Annotated in this window: 16 protein-coding genes; 2 read left to right on the forward strand and 14 right to left on the reverse strand. The window is 65.4% G+C overall.

Translation table 11 applies throughout. From position 1 onward, the window contains the following. The first annotated feature begins 12 nt into the window (after positions 1–12). Positions 13–1,113 (forward strand): tartrate dehydrogenase, encoded by a 1,101-nt coding sequence (locus ATK23_RS11685; protein ID WP_066142156.1) that lies wholly within the window; start codon positions 13–15, stop codon positions 1,111–1,113. A 29-nt stretch (positions 1,114–1,142) separates the two neighbouring features. On the opposite strand, the gene ATK23_RS11690 is transcribed toward ATK23_RS11685, so the two are convergent. Further along, positions 1,143–2,447 (reverse strand): MATE family efflux transporter, encoded by a 1,305-nt coding sequence (locus tag ATK23_RS11690; protein ID WP_066142549.1) that lies wholly within the window; start codon positions 2,445–2,447, stop codon positions 1,143–1,145. A 190-nt stretch (positions 2,448–2,637) separates the two neighbouring features. Here ATK23_RS11690 and ATK23_RS11695 point away from each other — a divergent pair, with 190 nt between their 5' ends. Next, the gene (locus ATK23_RS11695; protein ID WP_066142159.1) at positions 2,638–3,471 is read left to right on the forward strand and encodes an MBL fold metallo-hydrolase; all 834 of its coding nucleotides are present in this window, start codon (positions 2,638–2,640) and stop codon (positions 3,469–3,471) included. A gap of 40 nt (positions 3,472–3,511) precedes the next feature. Here ATK23_RS11695 and ATK23_RS11700 read toward each other — a convergent pair whose 3' ends face one another. The 13 genes from ATK23_RS11700 to ATK23_RS11760 all read right to left on the reverse strand — a co-directional run bounded on the left by ATK23_RS11700 (position 3,512) and on the right by ATK23_RS11760 (position 15,889). Then, positions 3,512–4,711 carry an MFS transporter gene (locus tag ATK23_RS11700; protein ID WP_066142162.1) on the reverse strand — a complete coding sequence of 400 codons (1,200 nt, stop codon included), beginning with the start codon at positions 4,709–4,711 and terminating at the stop codon, positions 3,512–3,514. Between the two features lie 3 nt (positions 4,712–4,714). Further along, positions 4,715–5,485, reverse strand: coding sequence for a CPBP family intramembrane glutamic endopeptidase (locus ATK23_RS11705; RefSeq protein ID WP_066142165.1), 771 nt, complete (start codon positions 5,483–5,485; stop codon positions 4,715–4,717). Positions 5,486–5,623: 138 nt separating this feature from the next. Beyond that, positions 5,624–6,388 carry an aquaporin Z gene (gene aqpZ / locus ATK23_RS11710; protein ID WP_066142168.1) on the reverse strand — a complete coding sequence of 255 codons (765 nt, stop codon included), beginning with the start codon at positions 6,386–6,388 and terminating at the stop codon, positions 5,624–5,626. 138 nt (positions 6,389–6,526) lie between these two features. Then, the gene (locus tag ATK23_RS11715) at positions 6,527–7,858 is read right to left on the reverse strand and encodes an SH3 domain-containing protein (protein ID WP_066142171.1); all 1,332 of its coding nucleotides are present in this window, start codon (positions 7,856–7,858) and stop codon (positions 6,527–6,529) included. Positions 7,859–8,087: 229 nt separating this feature from the next. Beyond that, complete coding sequence (locus ATK23_RS11720) at positions 8,088–9,023, reverse strand: cytochrome b/b6 domain-containing protein (protein ID WP_066142176.1); 936 nt, start codon at positions 9,021–9,023, stop codon at positions 8,088–8,090. A 19-nt stretch (positions 9,024–9,042) separates the two neighbouring features. Continuing rightward, positions 9,043–10,017 carry an electron transfer flavoprotein subunit alpha/FixB family protein gene (locus tag ATK23_RS11725; protein ID WP_066142178.1) on the reverse strand — a complete coding sequence of 325 codons (975 nt, stop codon included), beginning with the start codon at positions 10,015–10,017 and terminating at the stop codon, positions 9,043–9,045. Positions 10,018–10,029: 12 nt separating this feature from the next. Further along, positions 10,030–10,800, reverse strand: coding sequence for an electron transfer flavoprotein subunit beta/FixA family protein (locus ATK23_RS11730; protein WP_066142181.1), 771 nt, complete (start codon positions 10,798–10,800; stop codon positions 10,030–10,032). A gap of 172 nt (positions 10,801–10,972) precedes the next feature. Continuing rightward, positions 10,973–11,617 carry a PaaI family thioesterase gene (locus ATK23_RS11735; RefSeq protein ID WP_100339273.1) on the reverse strand — a complete coding sequence of 215 codons (645 nt, stop codon included), beginning with the start codon at positions 11,615–11,617 and terminating at the stop codon, positions 10,973–10,975. Next, positions 11,610–12,785, reverse strand: a complete 1,176-nt coding sequence (locus ATK23_RS11740) for a lipid-transfer protein (RefSeq protein ID WP_066142186.1) — start codon at positions 12,783–12,785, stop codon at positions 11,610–11,612. Before ATK23_RS11740 ends, ATK23_RS11735 begins: the two co-directional genes overlap by 8 nt. Further along, positions 12,782–13,213, reverse strand: a complete 432-nt coding sequence (locus ATK23_RS11745) for a MaoC/PaaZ C-terminal domain-containing protein (RefSeq protein ID WP_066142188.1) — start codon at positions 13,211–13,213, stop codon at positions 12,782–12,784. The genes ATK23_RS11740 and ATK23_RS11745 overlap by 4 nt, the downstream gene beginning before the upstream one ends. After that, positions 13,210–13,662, reverse strand: a complete 453-nt coding sequence (locus tag ATK23_RS11750) for a Zn-ribbon domain-containing OB-fold protein (protein ID WP_052772516.1) — start codon at positions 13,660–13,662, stop codon at positions 13,210–13,212. The genes ATK23_RS11745 and ATK23_RS11750 overlap by 4 nt, the downstream gene beginning before the upstream one ends. After that, positions 13,662–14,180 (reverse strand): FAS1-like dehydratase domain-containing protein, encoded by a 519-nt coding sequence (locus tag ATK23_RS11755; protein ID WP_066142192.1) that lies wholly within the window; start codon positions 14,178–14,180, stop codon positions 13,662–13,664. Before ATK23_RS11755 ends, ATK23_RS11750 begins: the two co-directional genes overlap by 1 nt. Continuing rightward, positions 14,177–15,889: an AMP-binding protein gene (locus ATK23_RS11760; protein ID WP_066142195.1), complete on the reverse strand. Its 1,713-nt coding sequence runs from the start codon at positions 15,887–15,889 to the stop codon at positions 14,177–14,179. Before ATK23_RS11760 ends, ATK23_RS11755 begins: the two co-directional genes overlap by 4 nt.

A 15,889-nucleotide genomic window follows, 5' to 3' on the forward strand; every position in this document is an offset into this window, starting at 1 on the left:
CACGGGAGAATCATGGGAGAAACGCACAGCATTGCCGTGTTTGCCGGCGACGGGATCGGCACCGAAGTCATGCCAGAGGGCCTGCGCGCCCTGAACGCGGCGGCCGAGGCCTTCGACTTCACGCTGCACACCACCGAGTACGACTACGCTAACGCCGAGTACTACGCCAAACACGGGCAGATGATGCCCGACCATTGGAAAGAGCAGATCGGCGCGCATGACGCGATCTTCTTCGGCGCCGTCGGCTGGCCTGAGACCGTGCCGGACCATGTCTCACTCTGGGGCAGCCTGCTGCAGTTCCGCCAGCACTTCGACCAGTACGTGAATCTGCGCCCAGTCAAGCTCCTGGACGGGATCAAGAGCCCCTTGGCCGACCGCAAGCCCGGCGATGTGGACTTCTACGTGGTCCGCGAGAACACCGAGGGCGAATACTCCTCCATCGGCGGCAAGATCTTCGAAGGCACCGACCGCGAAACGGTCATCCAGGAAACCGTGATGACCCGCACCGGAGTCGACCGCATCCTCAAGTACGCTTTCGAACTCGCGCAGGCCAGTGGTGCCAAGCACCTGACCAGCGCCACCAAGTCCAATGGCATCAAGATCTCCATGCCGTACTGGGATGAGCGCGTCGAGCAGATGGCGCAGAACTACCCGCAGGTCACGGTGGACAAATTCCACATCGACATCCTCACCGCCAACTTCGTGCTGCACCCCGACTGGTTCGATGTGGTGGTGGCCAGCAACCTGTTCGGCGACATCCTCTCGGATCTGGGCCCCGCGGTGACTGGAACCATCGGCATCGCCCCCAGCGGCAATATCAATCCGGAACGGAAGTTCCCGAGCCTCTTCGAACCGGTGCACGGCTCCGCCCCAGACATCGCCGGCAAGGGCATCGCCAACCCGATCGGCCAGATCTGGAGCGCGGCCATGATGCTGGAGCACCTTGGCGAAACCGAAGCGGCGCAGTGCGTGCAGTCGGCCTTCGAGACGGTCATCGCCCAGCGGGACAGTTCGCTGCTCACACCAGATCTTGGCGGGCAGGGAACCACCAGTTCACTGGGACGTGCGGTAGCCGAGCAGATCACCGCCCAGGCGCTGAAGCTCCAGCGCTAAGCAGCCGGTGCGGCCGGCGCGGCCAGCGGTCAGCTGCCCAACCGCATCCATGCGGTGTTCTTGGCCCGCAGGGACAGGGTCACGCCGCGAGCCGCCATGTAGCCGATGGCGAAGGCGACCCAGATCCACAAGATCGCCGAGGCGGCGTCCTGGGCGAAGACGTGGATCGCCCAGAGCATCGGCGCGTAGACCACAAGGTTCAGCACGCCGACCAAGCCAAGGTAGCGGGCATCCCCCGCCCCAATGAGCACGCCGTCCAGGACGAACACCAGGCCGCACAACGGCTGGGACAACGCCAGCACCCACAGCCCGATGGTGGTCAGCTGGCGAATCTGCTCATCCTGCGTGAACATCATCGGGAAGACCCACGACGTGGCGAACAGCAGGATGCCGGTGGCCACGCCGAAGTAGATGCCCCAGCGGCTCATGATGCCGGTGAGCTTGCGGACCTGTTCGGCATCCCCGCGGCCAAGTTCCTGTCCAATCAGGGCCTGGGCCGCGATGGCCAGAGCGTCCAGCGCGAAAGCCAGGAAGCTGAAGATGGTGAAGACCAGCTGGTGCGCGGCCAGCGTCTGGTCGCCGGCATTGGTGGCCACCAGAACGGTGAGCAGCAAGGCCGCGCGCATGCTCAGGTTGCGCAGCATCAGCCAGGAGCCGACCTGCCCGGTGGAAATGAACCCGGACCAGCTCGGTGCCAGGGAGATCCCTTGAGCCCTGACCCTTGGAAGGATCATCCACAAATACACCAGTGCCATCATCCACTGGGCAATCGAAGTTCCCAGCGCGGCACCCGCTACCGACATGTCGGCCCAGTAGACCAGGATGAAGTTCAGGACGATATTCAATCCGAAGCCGACGGTGGCCACGACCAGCGGCGTTTTCGTGTCCTGCATGCCGCGCAGCACGCCGGTGGCTGCCAGGACCAGCAGCATCGCGGTCAGGCCGGGCATCGAATAGTTGATGTAGTCCACGGCGAATTGCGCGGTTGCCCCCTCGCCGCCCATCAAACGCACCAGGCTCCCGGCACCGAAGTATCCAGCCAGCGACAGCACCAGGCCGAGGACGACGGCAAACCACATGCCGTCGCGGCCTGCGGCCATGGCCTTGCCCGGTTCGCCGGCACCCAGGGCGCGGGCCACTGCAGGGGTGGTGGCGTAGGCCAGGAAGATCATCAGTCCCACCGCCGTATGCAGCACCGTGGTGCCCAGTGCAGCACCGGCCAGCTCGGCCACTCCAAGGTGGCCGACAATAGCCGAGTCAGCCATCAGGAACAGCGGCTCGGCAATCAGCGCGCCCAATGCGGGAACGGCCAGGGCAAGGATCTGCCGGCCCATGCTGCGCGGGGATTCGGTGGGGGTTGAAGGATTCACAACCCCCACTTTACGAAGCGGCGTGCAGTTTCACCATTTGCCTCCCGGGTGCGGAGATTGCAGATGCCGTCCTCTTTCCTGCATCCGGGGCTGGTACTAGGTTGGATGGCGAGCAATACGCAACCATCACCCTCAATAGAAGACGGATTCATCCATGGGAGAAGAACAGATCGGCCATTGGCAGTGCGCAGGCTGCGCAGTGGAGTTCCCGCCGGGCGCGCAACCTGCCGGCCTGTGTCCTATCTGCGCCGATGAACGCCAATACATTCCCGGCGGCACCCAGCGCTGGGTGCGCACCGAGGAGTTGGCAGCGGCCGGGCACCAGCTGACCATCACCTCCCTCGAACCGGGGCTGAACGCCATATCCTCTCCGGCGATCGGCATTGGCCAAAGCTCGCTGCTCGTGGAGACCGCCGGGGGCAACCTGCTCTTCGATGTGCCGGGGCTGATTACCGGCGAGATCATTGACTGGCTCAAGAGCCGCGGGAAACTCGCGGCGATTGTGGCAAGCCATCCGCATATGTACGGGGTGCAGCAGCAGTACAGCCAGGCGTTGGGCGATGCGCCGATCTTCGTCGCCGAGAAGGATAAGGAGTGGGTTCAGTATTCGTCTGACGTGATAACCGCCTGGTCCGAGCCCTTTGACGTGCTGCCCGGGATCAAGCTGATGCAGCTCGGCGGCCACTTCCCGGGCAGCACGGTGGCCGTCTGGGAAGCAGGCGCTGATGGCCGTGGCGTCCTGCTGGCCGGTGACGCGATTTTTCCCGTGGCCGATGGCAATGTGACGTTCTTGCGCAGCTATCCCAACCGCATTCCGCTCTCCGCTGCGGTGGTTCGGCGCTTGTCCGCGACGCTGGCACCGGAGAGATTCGACCGCCTCTACAACAACTTCGCTTCCTGCATCCAGGCTGATGCCCACCGGATCGTCCAGTTCTCGGCGGAACGCTATGCACGCTGGGTATCGGGATATTTCGATGATCTGACCTGATCATCCGCGAAGAAAAAGTATTCCGAGCACGGAATATGATTTACCGGCGCAGGGATTGGTCCGTCTTGGGCAGCAAGGAGGCCAGGATCAGGGCAACCACCTGCAGTGCTCCCACGCAGAGCACCACGCTGGCCCACCCGTAGTGCAGGAACGGGATGCCGATGAGCCAGCCCAGCAGCGATGAGCCGACGTAGTAGAACAGGTTGTACAGGCTGGAGGCTTGGGCGCGGGCCCCGGTTGCCAGCACCGGCACCCACCCGCTGGCCACCGCGTGGGCGGCGAAGAAGCCGGCAGTGAAGATCAGCAGCCCGGCGATGATGACGACCAGGTTCCCCGCCAGCGTCAGCAGCAGGCCGACTGCGCTGAGCAGGATGCTGATGCGCAGCGTATTGCGGCGTCCGGCCTTGGCCACGAGCTTGCTGCTGGCCACCGAGGTGTAGGTCCCCGAGAGGTAGGCCAGGAAGACCAGTGCCGCCCACGAGGCTGGAATCAAGTAGGGCGGTGCTTCGAGCCGGAACGCCAGGTAGTTGTAGACGGCGACGAATCCGCCCATGAGCAGGAAGCCCTGTGCATAGACCAGCGCCATCCTGCCGCGCAACGCCTGCGCGAATTTCTTGGCGATGCTGCCCAAGTTCTGGTCCCGGATGGGAGCGAAGCCCTGCGCGCTGGGAGCCTTGAGCAGGAAGAAGAGCGTCGCCAGGCCGGCCATGATGCTCACGGCAGCGATGCCCCAGCGCCACCCTGCAGGGTCTGCGACAAAGCTGGCAACCAGGCGGCCGGCCAGCCCGCCCAGGGTGGTGCCGGAAATATAGGTGCCGCTGGCCACCGCAACGGCGCGCGGATTGACCTCATCGACCAGAAAGGCCAGTGCCGAGCCGGGCACCCCGGCCAAGGCGATGCCTTCGAAGAAGCGGATCGCCACCAGGAATTCGAAGCTTGGAGACAGGCAGCTAATCAACCCCAGGGCAACGGAGGAAACCAGGGCGATGCTGATGACCTTGCGGCGCCCGACCCTGTCGGAGATGATCGCCCAAGGGGTCACCGCCAAGGCCAGCCCCAGGGTTGCCGAGGACACCGCCAACGCCGTTCGCGAAGAGGTGATCTCGAAATAGCTGGCGATGACGGGCAGCAGCCCTTGCACCGCGTACAGCTGGGAGAAGGTGGCGACGCCCCCGGCAAAGAGCGCCAGCAGCATGCCTCGATAGGCGGGAGTGTTCGGTTCCAGTCCGGTAAATGCCACTGCCTAGACCCCGGCAGGGAGCAGCGGGTAGATCAGGTAGACCACCAGCAGCGCGATGGAATTGTTGATCACATGCAGCATGTAGGAGTAGGCCAGCGACTTGCCGCTGAGGATGTAGGCGACTGCCATCATGACGCCCAGCATGAAGTACGGGACCACTTCCAGCCAGGACCCGATGCCTGCTCCAATGAAGTGGATGCTGGCGAACAGCACCGTAGAGATCAAGGCGCACAGCCACACGTTCAGCTTGCGCGACAGCTTGCCGATGAGCAGATGACGGAACAGGTATTCCTCGACGAAGGGGCCGAAGAGCGCGGTCACTACCAGCATGACCGGCAGCGGCACGGTTCCGGCCATGGATTCCAGGGCTGCCTGGTTCTCGCTGGTGACCACCTCGCCGGTCAAGGCGGCGATGATCCCGTTGACCATGATGGTCAGCAACCAGCCGCCGGGCAGCATCAGCCATTTGGCCCAGGGGTGGTACCGCATGGTCTTGAACGATTCGAAGAACTGCGGCCCGCACTGGATCATCGCAAGGATGAAGAAGGTGACGTACAGGATCAGGTTGATCCCGAACAGCGCCTGCTCCTGGGTCGAGAAGGCGCTCATGTAGCCGGGGATCAAGCCGATGAGGGCTGCCGCGCCGCCGACAAAGAAGACGAGGTAGGCAATGACGGTCCAGAGGTCGCCCTTGGTGAACGGTCCTGCATCGAATACACGCTGTCTGCGTCGGGGAACAACAGGATAGTTCGGGTAGTCAGGCAGCTGGTGCATATCCCCTAGCCTATCTGCCTCGGCCGGGGATCCGTTGTGTTTGGGGCTTGACGCACTCAAGCAAAAAGGGCCTGGGATTGCTTCACATGGCTGTGAAGCAATCCCAGGCCTCGTGAAGCTGCAGGCACGCAGTCCGGATTACTTCTGGTCGAAGCCCTCGCGGGTTGCGGCCTTCACCGATGGCTCAAGCAGCTTGTAGGTGGCGCCAGCGATGATGGCGCCGATAATTGGCGCCACGATGAACAGCCAGACCTGGCTCAGGGCCTCGCCCCCGGCAAACCAGGCCACGCCCAGGGAACGAGCCGGGTTGACCGAGGTGTTGGTGATCGGGATGGACACCAGGTGGATCAAGGTCAGCGACAGGCCGATGGCCAGCGGAGCGAAGCCCCTGGGAGCTCGGTGGTCGGTGGACCCCAGGATCACGTACAGGAAGATGGCGGTCAGCACGATTTCTGCCACCAGCGCGGCCATCATCGAGTAGCCATCCGGCGACCGGTCGCCGTAGCCGTTGCTGGCGAAGCCGGATTCAACAGCGTTGAAGCCGTCCTTGCCGCTGGCGATCCAGTACAGCACCGCGCCGGCGGCCGATGCCGCAACGATCTGCGTAATGATGTAGGTCGGCACGTCCTTCCAGGCGGTGCGGCCGGCGACGGCGGTGCCCAGGGTGACGGCCGGATTGAAGTGGCCGCCGGAGATATGGCCGACCGCGTAGGCCATGACCAGCACGGTCAGGCCGAAAGCCAAGGCAACACCCAGGAAGCCGATGCCCATGTTGACAGTCGAATCGGAAATCACCTTGGCGGCGAAGATCGCCGATCCGCAGCCGCCGAAGACGAGTACGAAGGTGCCCAGGAATTCGGCAGTGATCTTGGCGCCGGTTGTCGGCGCGGACGTTTCTGACATGTCTTGTTCCCTTCCTCAAGAATGAAGCTAGTGCCACGACAGCAAGCCGTGCCCTAAGGCTACTGGGATAACTCCAGGTTGGAAAGATCTCCTAGATCCATTTTCAAGAATGTTTGATCATCGTTCATGACATGGGAATTATTTGCCGACATACTCGAAGTGCCATGCCTCGGCGTACGGATTCTTGCTTCCATTGGCGCGGAATTCTTCCAGGTTTTTCCGGTGGATCCAGTTGTATTTCTTCGAGTTTGCCTTTAGCCACTTGTAGTACTTGCCCTTGAATGAATAGTTGTAGGTCTCCGGGACATCGATGGCCAAACCCCAACCGTGGTTCAAGGTCCCCGGTTTGGCCGCGATGTAGGGGCCGAGCTCCTGGTGGAGGAATTTCTGCGTATCCAGGGTGCGGTAGGCCAGATCAATATCCAGGTTCTTCCCGAATTTCTTCTTGAAGGCCGCGTTCAGCCGGCCCAGGTCCGCGGCGGCCGGTGCGGCGATCAGCGTTTTCTCCTTGTCCCAGGGCAGGGCTACCAGCATCGAGGAGGGCAGCTTCCCATTGGCCTGCTTCAGCACCGTGGCGCGGGTGGTCTTCACGGTGTTGCCGGTCTTGGCGTTGGTGCTGCGCTTCAGTGCCGAGGCTTTCATCCAGCCATCTGCTCCTTGGGTGCGCACGTAGTACCAGCCGGAGACCGGTCCGGCTTTCTTTTCCCATGCTTTGTCCCGATAGGCGATTGAGTTCTTCGGGATGTCGCCGATGCGTTTCTTGCCGTTGACCGAGGCGAAAAGGTCTGCGCCGGAAGATTTGGTGAAGTAGCGGTCAGTCAGGCCTGCGCGGTTGGTGGTGTATGGGCCGGCGTCGATGGCGCAGCCCTTGGAGCAGGTCGTGACGTAGGCGCCGGAGATCCACCCGGTCTTGCCCTGGGTGGAAATCTTGTACCAGCCGTTGGCTGCCTTGGATGTCGCGTAGGCTGGCTGCCCCTTGCTGATTTTCCCGATGACACCGTGCCCGGTTCCGGCCGCCTTGCGGATATTCATCGTCGATTTCGGGGTGACCCAGAGCTTCACGCTTTTCGTCCGCTTCGATGTTTTGCCGGTGCCGGAAGTCTTGGTGACCTTGGCGTATTTGTTGGAGATCCACCCGGTCTTCTTGTTGTAGGTGACCTGGTACCAGCCATTGGACGCTTGGGACTTGACCGTGACCGTTTTGTTCTTCGGGATGGTCAGGATGACGCGGTGCTTGGTGCTGGAACCGGAGCGCATATTCAGATTGCTGGTGGTCTTGACCTGCACCACCCGTTTGGCGGCGGTCACCTGCAGTGTTCCGGGTGCCGCAAGCGAGGCGGCCGGCCGGGCAACCGGGACCGGCTGCGCGGCGTTGGCGGGTACCAGGCCGCCCAGGGCCAGGGCACCGACCAGCAGCACGCTGGCGGTTGCAGCGGCGAATCGTCGGTGCGGATTGAACTGTGTTTTCACGGCGGTGGGCTCTTCCTTAAGGCGTTGCTGGGGTCCTGCGCAAAGCCGATCCCGGTGCGAGCGAGGTTGCCGATTCGACGCCTGACGTAGTTAATCATGCAACGTCCCGGCCTAATCCGGAACTTCGCCACCAGCTGCCCGGCATGGGCACGCAAAACCGGCGCTGCGCAGGATTTTTCCTGTACAGCGCCGGTTTCGACGTTCCAGCGCGCAGCCCGCCAGCGTGCTGCTATTTGGAGATCTTGCCGGACATCCCGGCCAGGGCCCGGATGACCACCGGCTTGCAGGCAAGCCAGGCGCCGGCGGTAACCGCAACGGCCACCAGGAACATGATCACGCCCATCCAACCGTCGTCGCTGCGGGCGGCGAACATGTGATTCAGGTTCGCCCGCGCCCCGGTGAGCAGCACCAGCAGCACGTGCATCACCAGGAAGCCGACGAAGAGCAGCATGGCCGGGAAGTGCACCTTGCGGGCCGCTTCCATGGGCAGGACCTTGTCCAGCTTGGCAGGCCAGGCCGGGGACATGCGCAGCCCGGTGATGGCGGAGACCGGGGCGGCCAGGAACACGATGGCGAAGTAGGCCAGCACCTGCAGCGCGTTGTAGTTCAGCCAGCCGTTCTCGCTTGGCCAGTCCAGCGACAGGTACTGCACGCCGGCGCTGAAAGCGTTCGGGAAGATGTCCCAGCTGGTTGGCACGATGCGCATCCACGCGCCGGTGGCGAACAGCAGCACGATGAACACCACGCCGTTGAGAATCCACAGCACGTCCAGGCTCAGGTGCAGCCAGATTTCCAGGCTGATCTTCTTCGGCTTGGTTTTGGTCTTGAACAACCCGGTATTGTTCCGGGTCCAGTAGGCCTTCGGCCTGGCGGTGGTGCGGATCAGCCAGCCGGAGCGGATGATCAGCACCATGAAGAAGGCGTTCAGGAAGTGCTGCCAGCCCAGCCAGGCCGGGATGCCGGTGGGAGCGTTTTCCGGCAACGCAGAATGCCCCGGGTAGGCGGCAATGAATTGCTCCCCCGCTCCGGTTCCACGCCACCAGCGGGCGGCCAGCACCAGCAGGGCCAGGGCAACCACCACGCCGGCGGCGATCCAGATCTTCTTCAGCGCCGGATTGCCCGCCTTCGCGGCGGTGCGGGCGCCGTCCTTGGTTGTCAGCGACATGGAAACGATTCTCCTTGCTCTAGCCGGCGTTGACCGGCTGCTTGGCCTCCAGCAGCTGCGTGAGCTGCGGGAGGATCTCGAAGAGGTCGCCCACGACGCCGAAGTCGGCAATGTCGAAGATCGGCGCGTCCTCGTCCTTGTTGATGGCCACGATGCGCTTGGCGGTCTGCATGCCGGCCAGGTGCTGGATGGCCCCGGAGATGCCCACTGCTACATAGAGGTCCGGCGAGACGCTGACGCCGGTCTGCCCAACCTGGTGGCTCTGCGGGATGTAGCCGGAGTCAACGGCCGCGCGCGAGGCGCCCAGTCCTGCACCCAGCGAGTCGGCGAGCGCCTCGATGAGCGCGAAGTTCTCCTTCGAGGCCACGCCGCGGCCGCCGGAGACAACGATCTTGGCGGCGCGCAGTTCCGGGCGGGAGGAGGTTGCGGCCAGCGGGGTCACGGATTCGATTTCCGCCGAGGCGGCGGTGGCCACCTCGATGGCGGCGGAGTCCACCTGTGCGGTGGCGGCCGGCAACGGCTCGGCGCCGCTGGAGGCCACAGTGATCAGCGGGATGCCGGCACCTGCGGTGGATTCGGTGACGTAGGTGCCGCCGAAGACCGAGTGCGAGGCGGCGATGCGGCCATCGCGCTGCGCCAGCTCGACAGCTTCGAGCACTACCGGGTTGCCGGTGCGCACCGAGAGCCGGCCGATAACTTCGCGGGCCACGGCGCTGTTCGAGGCGAGCACGGCGGCCGGGGCGTAGGCATCGATGGCTGCCTGCAGGGCGGCCACGGCGCTGGCTGCCGGGTGGGCGGCAGCATGCTCGGTTTCGCCGATGAAGACCTGCTGCGCGCCCTGGGCGCCGATAGCGGCGGCGGTGCTTTCGCGCTCCGCGGAGGCGGCCACGGCCACCGGGGTCCCCAGCTGCGCTGCCAGGGCCAGCAGGTGAGCGCCGCTGGCGGTCGGGGTGCCGTTCTCGGCCAGTTCGATGTGTACCAGGATGTTCGTCATGTCGTTGATTCCTTAGATCAGCTTCTCGGCGGCCAGGTAGGCGGCAAGTTCCTGCGCACCTTGTCCCTCGTCGATGATTTTCACGCCGGCGGTGCGGGCCGGGCGGGCGGCGGAGGAGAGCACCAGGTTGCCCGCGGCGTGCTCCGGTGCGCCCAGGCCGAGCTCGGCGGTGCCCTGCACGCTGACCGGCTTGCGCTTGGCGGCCAGGATGCCCTTGAACTTCGGGAAGCGCGCCTCGCCCATGGCTTCGGCTACGGAGATAACGGCCGGGGTGGCGGCGCGCAGCGCGGTGGTGCCCGAAGCATCGGAGCGGGTGCCGCGCACGGTGCCGCCGGAGATCTCCAGGGTGCCCAGCGGGCCGAGGAATGGAAGGTTGAGCAGTTCGGCGATCATCGCCGGGACCACGCCTCCGCGCCCGTCGGTGGATTCGTTGCCTGCCACGATCAGATCGGCATCGAGCGCGGAGAGCGCCTGGGCCAGGGCCCGGGCGGTGGCCAGCGCGTCGGAGCCTGCCAGTGCGTCGTCCTGCACGTGCACCGCCTTGTCGGCGCCCATGCTCAGGGCCTTGCGCAGCGCTTCGTTCGCGGCGGCCGGGCCCATGGTCACCACGGTGATTTCCACCGACTTGTCCGCGTCCTTCTGCTTCAGCGCGGCTTCCAGCGCGCGTTCGGTGATCTCGTCGATCACGCGGTCGCTTGCCTCGCGGTCTGCGTGTCCGCCGGAGGTGAGGTGGCGGCCTTCTTCGGTGTCCGGCACCTGCTTGATCAGCACTGCAATCTTCATGGTTTGCTCTTTTCTCGGTTCGGTTCCCCACCCTGCGCAGCCGCGTGGCGCGGGTCACGTTTCTGAAATACTATAACTAGATTCTAGTTTTTGTCTAGGGCGGGGCATGGACCGCGTTCTACGCCGTACCCGCACCCCGCCCCGACTGGCTTCGATTGCCTGCCTGCCTTTCTCAGCCCTGTTCCGGCGGAGCATCGCGCGGCGGCAGCCACAGCCCCCGGGCCTGGGCCACAACCTTGCCTCCTGCCTCGATCTGGCCCCTGACCCAGATCTTGCGGCCGTCGATTTCCTCCACCCAGGCAGAAAGCTCCAGCTGCTCGAACAATGGCACCGCATGGTCGTAGTCCACGGTCAGCGACCGGGTGAAGATCCACTGCGCCACCGTGCCGGCGGCGAAACCCATCAGGTGATCCAGGAGCGTGGCCACCCATCCCCCGTGCACCCGGCCCGGAGGCCCCTGGTAGGGCAGGCCCAACCGGGTGGTGGTACGCACCCCGCTCCGCCCGTCCATGCGCATCGATATCGGCGGGGCGATCGGGTTCAGCACCCCGGACACCGGCGAGCGGTCCATGTAGTCCTCGCCGCGCTCGCCGAAGGAGTCCAGGACCATTTCCCGCTCCTCGGCCACGGCGCCGCGCAGCAGTTCGAGCACGCCGTCCAGGCGTGCGCCCAATTCCTGGGCCACTTCGGTGTCCGCCGGAAGCCGGACCATCGCATCGAGCAGCTCGCGCACCTGCCCGGCGGCATCCAGCAGCTTCTGCCCGCCGGCCGCGCGAACCTGCGTTCCGCCGTCCGGCAGGGCCACCTGCCTAGTCATTGCCCAGGATCAATGCGCTCGTCGGTACGCCGGTGCCGGCGGTGACCAGCACGTTGCGGGCGTTGGCCACCTGGTTCACCGCAGTGCCGCGCAGCTGGCGCACACCCTCGGCGATGCCGTTCATGCCGTGGATGTAAGCTTCGCCCAGCTGGCCGCCATTGGGGTTGATCGGCAGCCGCCCGCCCAGCTCGATGGCGCCGTTCTTGATGAAGTCCTTCGCCTCGCCGCGGCCGCAGAAGCCGAATTCCTCCAGCTGCGCGAGCACGAACGGGGTGAAGTGGTCATAGAGCACCGCGGTGTCGATATCTTCCGGGCGCAGCCCGGTGTCATTCCACAGCTGGCGTGCCACGTTGCCCATCTCCGGCAGCGCGCGGTCGCCGTCCTTGCGGTAGTAGCTGACCATGGTGTGCTGGTCATAGGCCGCGCCCTGGGCGGCGGCGCGGATGGTCACTGCCTTGCCCGGCAGGTCCTTGGCGCGTTCCGGGGTGGTGATCACGAATGCCTGGCCGCCGTCGGATTCCTGGCAGCAGTCCAGCAGGTGCAGCGGATCGGCGATCCAGCGCGAGTTCTGGTGGTCTTCCAGGGTGATCGGCTTCCCGTAGAACCAGGCCTTCGGGTTGGTGGCAGCATGCTTGCGGTCAGCCACCGCCACGCGGCCGAAGTCCTCGGAGGTGGCGCCAGAAAGGTGCATGTAGCGCTGGGCGAACATGCCCACCCAGGAGGCAGGGGTCATCAACCCGAAGGGCAGGGTCCAGGCGTAGGCGGCGGCGCGGGCATCCGGGGCCATGCCCTCGGTGCTCATCGCCGCGCCGAAGCGGGCGCCGGAGCGCTCGTTGAAGGCGCGGTAGCAGACCACGGTCTTGGCCACGCCGGTGGCCACCGCCATGGCCGCGTGCAGGATGGTGCCGGCGGCGGCGCCTCCCCCGTAGTCCACGTGGCTGAAGAAGTTCAGCTCCTTGCAGCCAAGTCCGCGGGCCACCTCGATGGCCGGGTTGGTGTCCATGGAGTAGGTGACCATGCCATCCACGTCATGCGGGTCCACTCCGGCGTCGCGGCAGGCGGCCAGGGCGGCCTCCTGGGCCAGCTGCAGCTCGGAGCGGCCGGAGTTCTTGGAGAACTCGGTGGCGCCAATGCCTACGATGACTGCCTTGTTCAGCAGGTTGCTCATGCCGATTCCCCTTTCGATGGGATCGTAAGGTTGACGGTGCCCGTCACATGCGGGCCCAGGGAGTTGGTGCCGATGACCTTCACGACGACGTTCTCGCCGTCGACGGACTCGACGGTGCCGGTGAAGACCATTTCGTCGCCCGGGAAGTTGGTGGCGCCCAGGCGGATATTGATCCGGCCCACGCGGGCGGCCGGACCTGCCCATTCGCCCACGTAGCGGTTGACCAGCGCGTTGGTGGTCAGGATGTTCATGAAGACGTTCGGGGTGCCGGCTGCTTCGGCCACGTCCTTGTCGTGGTGCACCTTCTGGAAGTCGCGGGTGGCGATGGCCCCGGTGACGATCAGCGTGGCGGTGATCGGGATGCGCAGCTCGGGAAGCCGGGTGCCGGCCTCGATGCCGGTGCGGGCGGCGGTGCCTACGCTGCTCATGCCGCGCCCCCTGCCGGACGGGCGACCGGGAGGACCAGCTCGGCGTCCATGCGCTCTGCGGCGATGTGCAGCGGCATGCCGATTTGCACGTCTTCGCGGGCCACGCCCTCCAGGTTCATGACCACGCGGACGCCCTCTTCAAGCTCCACCACTGCCACGATGTAGCCCGGCTCGAACGGCGGGACGATCGGGTGGTACATGACCACGTAGCTGTGCAGGATGCCGCGGCCCGACATGGTCTTCGGCGACCAGTGCAGCGAGTTACACTCGGGGCACATCGGCACCGGCGGGTGGCGCAGCTCGTTGCAGTCGTCGCAGTGCTGGATGCTCAGTTCGCCGCGCTCGTTCAGGGACTCGAAGAAGAAGGCGTTGTCCAGGTTGATGGCCGGGCGGGGACGCAGGGCCTGGCTCTTGGCCGTGGCCGGGGTCTCGGTCAGCGTTTCGCTCATTACGAGTTCCTCTTTTCAGGGTTGTACCACAGGGTGCGGAAGCGCATGGTGCCCACGCGGTCGCCCTGCTGGTCGGTGTAGGTGGTCAAGGTGGTGATGAAGTAGCCCTCGCCCAGGCCCGTCTGCTTGGGTCCGACGAAGGATTCGACCTTCTCGCTGGCGGTCAGCAGGTCGCCGGGGACCAGGTAGCGGTCGTATTCCTGGTCGCAGTTCACTGCCACGACCTTCGGGTAGCCGCACTCGGCCAGGTGGGCGTAGGCACGGTCCACGTCGGATTCGATCTGAGGGTCCGAGGGGTTGATCATGTTCCAGACCTGCAGCGCCGAGGGCGGGGCCACGACGTCCGGGTGGCCGGCGGCGCGGGCGGCCTCCGGGTCCAGGTAGATCGGGTTGGTTTCCTCCATCGCGTCGCACAGGTGGTGGATCATGGGCCGGTTGACCTCGTCGCGGGCGACGCTGATCCTCTCGTTGCCGGCGGCGATCATCTCGCCGATCAGGACATTGGGATCCTGGCTCATACTGTCTCCTTAATGGTGGTTTCGGCGGGCTTCAGCGGCAGCAGGTGGGCGCGGCCGTTCTGCTCGAACAGGGCTTCCAGCTGCGCCAGGGCGGATTCGTCCAGCACCTCGAAGGCGATCTCCCGCCCCGGGCGGTGGAAAACGTTCTCGTTGACCAGCCAGGCCTCGCGGCGCAGGCTGGGCTTGTTGATCTTCTGGGTAGCGGTCACCGGCACGTCGGAGACCACCGAGAGGAAGCGCGGGGCCCACTTGGTGCCCAAGTCCGGCTGGGACTCCAGGAACCGTGCGAAGTCGACCGGGTCGAAGGACTGCGGGTCATCGAACTGCAGCGTGGCCATGACCTGGTCGCCGGTGCGGGCATCGGGCACCGGGTAGACGGCGGCCAGCGTGACCCCCGGGTAGCGGGAGAGCACGCGTTCCACCGGGGCGGCGGAGAAGTTCTCGCTGTCCACGCGCAGCCTATCCGAGGTGCGCCCGGCGAAGTAGAAGAAGCCTGCCTCGTCGCGGTAGGCCAGGTCCCCGGTGAGGAACGCGGTGCCGCGCACGCGCTCGGCCACCGCCTCGGGGTTCTTGTAGTAGCCCTCGAACAGGGCGGCGCCGGTGAGGTTCACCAGCTCGCCGATGGCTTCTTCGGCGTTCAGGATGCGCCCGTTCTCGGAGAAGATCGCCGGCGGGCACGGTTCCATGGTGTCCGGGTTGACCACCGCCGCGTCCATGCCTTCCGGGGCAACGCCCAGCGCGCCGGCCGGGCAATCGTCGGTGCGCTTCAGGGTCAGCCCGCCCTCGGAGGCGCCGTAGCTTTCGGTCGGCCAGACCCCGAAGCGGCGGTGGAACTCGGCCAAATCGAATTCGCTGGCTTCGGTGCCGAAGCAGGAGCGCAGGTAGGTTTCGGCTTCGGCGGCCTTTTCCGGCTGCGCCAGCAGGTAGGACAGCGAGCGGCCCACGTAGTTGAAGTAGGTGGCCTTGTAGCGCATCAGATCCGGCAGGAACCCGGAGGCGGAGAACTTGCGGGCCAGCGCGAAGGTGCCTCCGGTGTACAGCGGGTTGGCCCAGCAGGCGAAGATGCCGTTGCCGTGGAACAGCGGCATGGAGTTGTAGCTGACGTCCTGGCGGCCCAGGCCCATGTGCTGGAATTCCGCAGTGCGGAACAGCCGCCCGGTGGTGCAGATGACCGCCTTCGGGTCCCCGGTGGAGCCGGAGGTGAACAGCAGCAGCAGCGTGGTATCCGGGTCCCCGGCCGCCGGCGCCTCCGGGCGCGGCAGGTGGCGCAGCGAATCCAGCTCGCGGGCGTACTCCGCGCTCTCGATGTAGCGGGTCTGCGCGGCGGGCACCCCGGAGTCCACCCCGTTGAAGTAGCCTTCCAGCTCGCGGGTGGTCAGCAGGATCTCCACGTCGGTGTACGCGATGTCGCGGGCCAGCTCCTCGCCGCGGCGGGTGAGGTTGATGCCCACCACGGTGGCGCCGGCGTAGGCCGCGCCGCCGATGGCGAAGATGTATTCGGGGTCGTTTTCAAGCATCACGCCCACGTGGAAGGGCTTGCCTTCGTCGTGCAGCGAGAGCATCAGATGGGCGCGGACCTTGCATTCTGCCACGACTTCCGCCCAGGTCCAGATGCGCCCTTCGAAGAGCAGGCCGGGGTGGTGGTCTTCGGCTCGCAGGTCAAGTAGATCTCTGGTAGTTTGAAGTTTCGTTTCGAGAACGGTGTTCAT

The organism is Glutamicibacter nicotianae, from assembly GCF_002797775.1.
GTDB lineage: Bacteria > Actinomycetota > Actinomycetes > Actinomycetales > Micrococcaceae > Glutamicibacter > Glutamicibacter nicotianae.

Bases quoted from the DNA above. Each gene is read 5' to 3' on its own strand.
- ATK23_RS11685 (WP_066142156.1), top strand. From the start codon at position 13: ATGGGAGAAACGCACAGCATTGCCGTGTTTGCCGGCGACGGGATCGGC.
- ATK23_RS11690 (WP_066142549.1), bottom strand. From the start codon at position 2,447: ATGGGCCGGCAGATCCTTGCCCTGGCCGTTCCCGCATTGGGCGCGCTG.
- ATK23_RS11695 (WP_066142159.1), top strand. From the start codon at position 2,638: ATGGGAGAAGAACAGATCGGCCATTGGCAGTGCGCAGGCTGCGCAGTG.
- ATK23_RS11705 (WP_066142165.1), bottom strand. From the start codon at position 5,485: ATGCACCAGCTGCCTGACTACCCGAACTATCCTGTTGTTCCCCGACGC.
- aqpZ (WP_066142168.1), bottom strand. From the start codon at position 6,388: ATGTCAGAAACGTCCGCGCCGACAACCGGCGCCAAGATCACTGCCGAA.
- ATK23_RS11720 (WP_066142176.1), bottom strand. From the start codon at position 9,023: ATGTCGCTGACAACCAAGGACGGCGCCCGCACCGCCGCGAAGGCGGGC.
- ATK23_RS11725 (WP_066142178.1), bottom strand. From the start codon at position 10,017: ATGACGAACATCCTGGTACACATCGAACTGGCCGAGAACGGCACCCCG.
- ATK23_RS11730 (WP_066142181.1), bottom strand. From the start codon at position 10,800: ATGAAGATTGCAGTGCTGATCAAGCAGGTGCCGGACACCGAAGAAGGC.
- ATK23_RS11735 (WP_100339273.1), bottom strand. From the start codon at position 11,617: ATGACTAGGCAGGTGGCCCTGCCGGACGGCGGAACGCAGGTTCGCGCG.
- ATK23_RS11740 (WP_066142186.1), bottom strand. From the start codon at position 12,785: ATGAGCAACCTGCTGAACAAGGCAGTCATCGTAGGCATTGGCGCCACC.
- ATK23_RS11745 (WP_066142188.1), bottom strand. From the start codon at position 13,213: ATGAGCAGCGTAGGCACCGCCGCCCGCACCGGCATCGAGGCCGGCACC.
- ATK23_RS11750 (WP_052772516.1), bottom strand. From the start codon at position 13,662: ATGAGCGAAACGCTGACCGAGACCCCGGCCACGGCCAAGAGCCAGGCC.
- ATK23_RS11755 (WP_066142192.1), bottom strand. From the start codon at position 14,180: ATGAGCCAGGATCCCAATGTCCTGATCGGCGAGATGATCGCCGCCGGC.
- ATK23_RS11760 (WP_066142195.1), bottom strand. From the start codon at position 15,889: ATGAACACCGTTCTCGAAACGAAACTTCAAACTACCAGAGATCTACTT.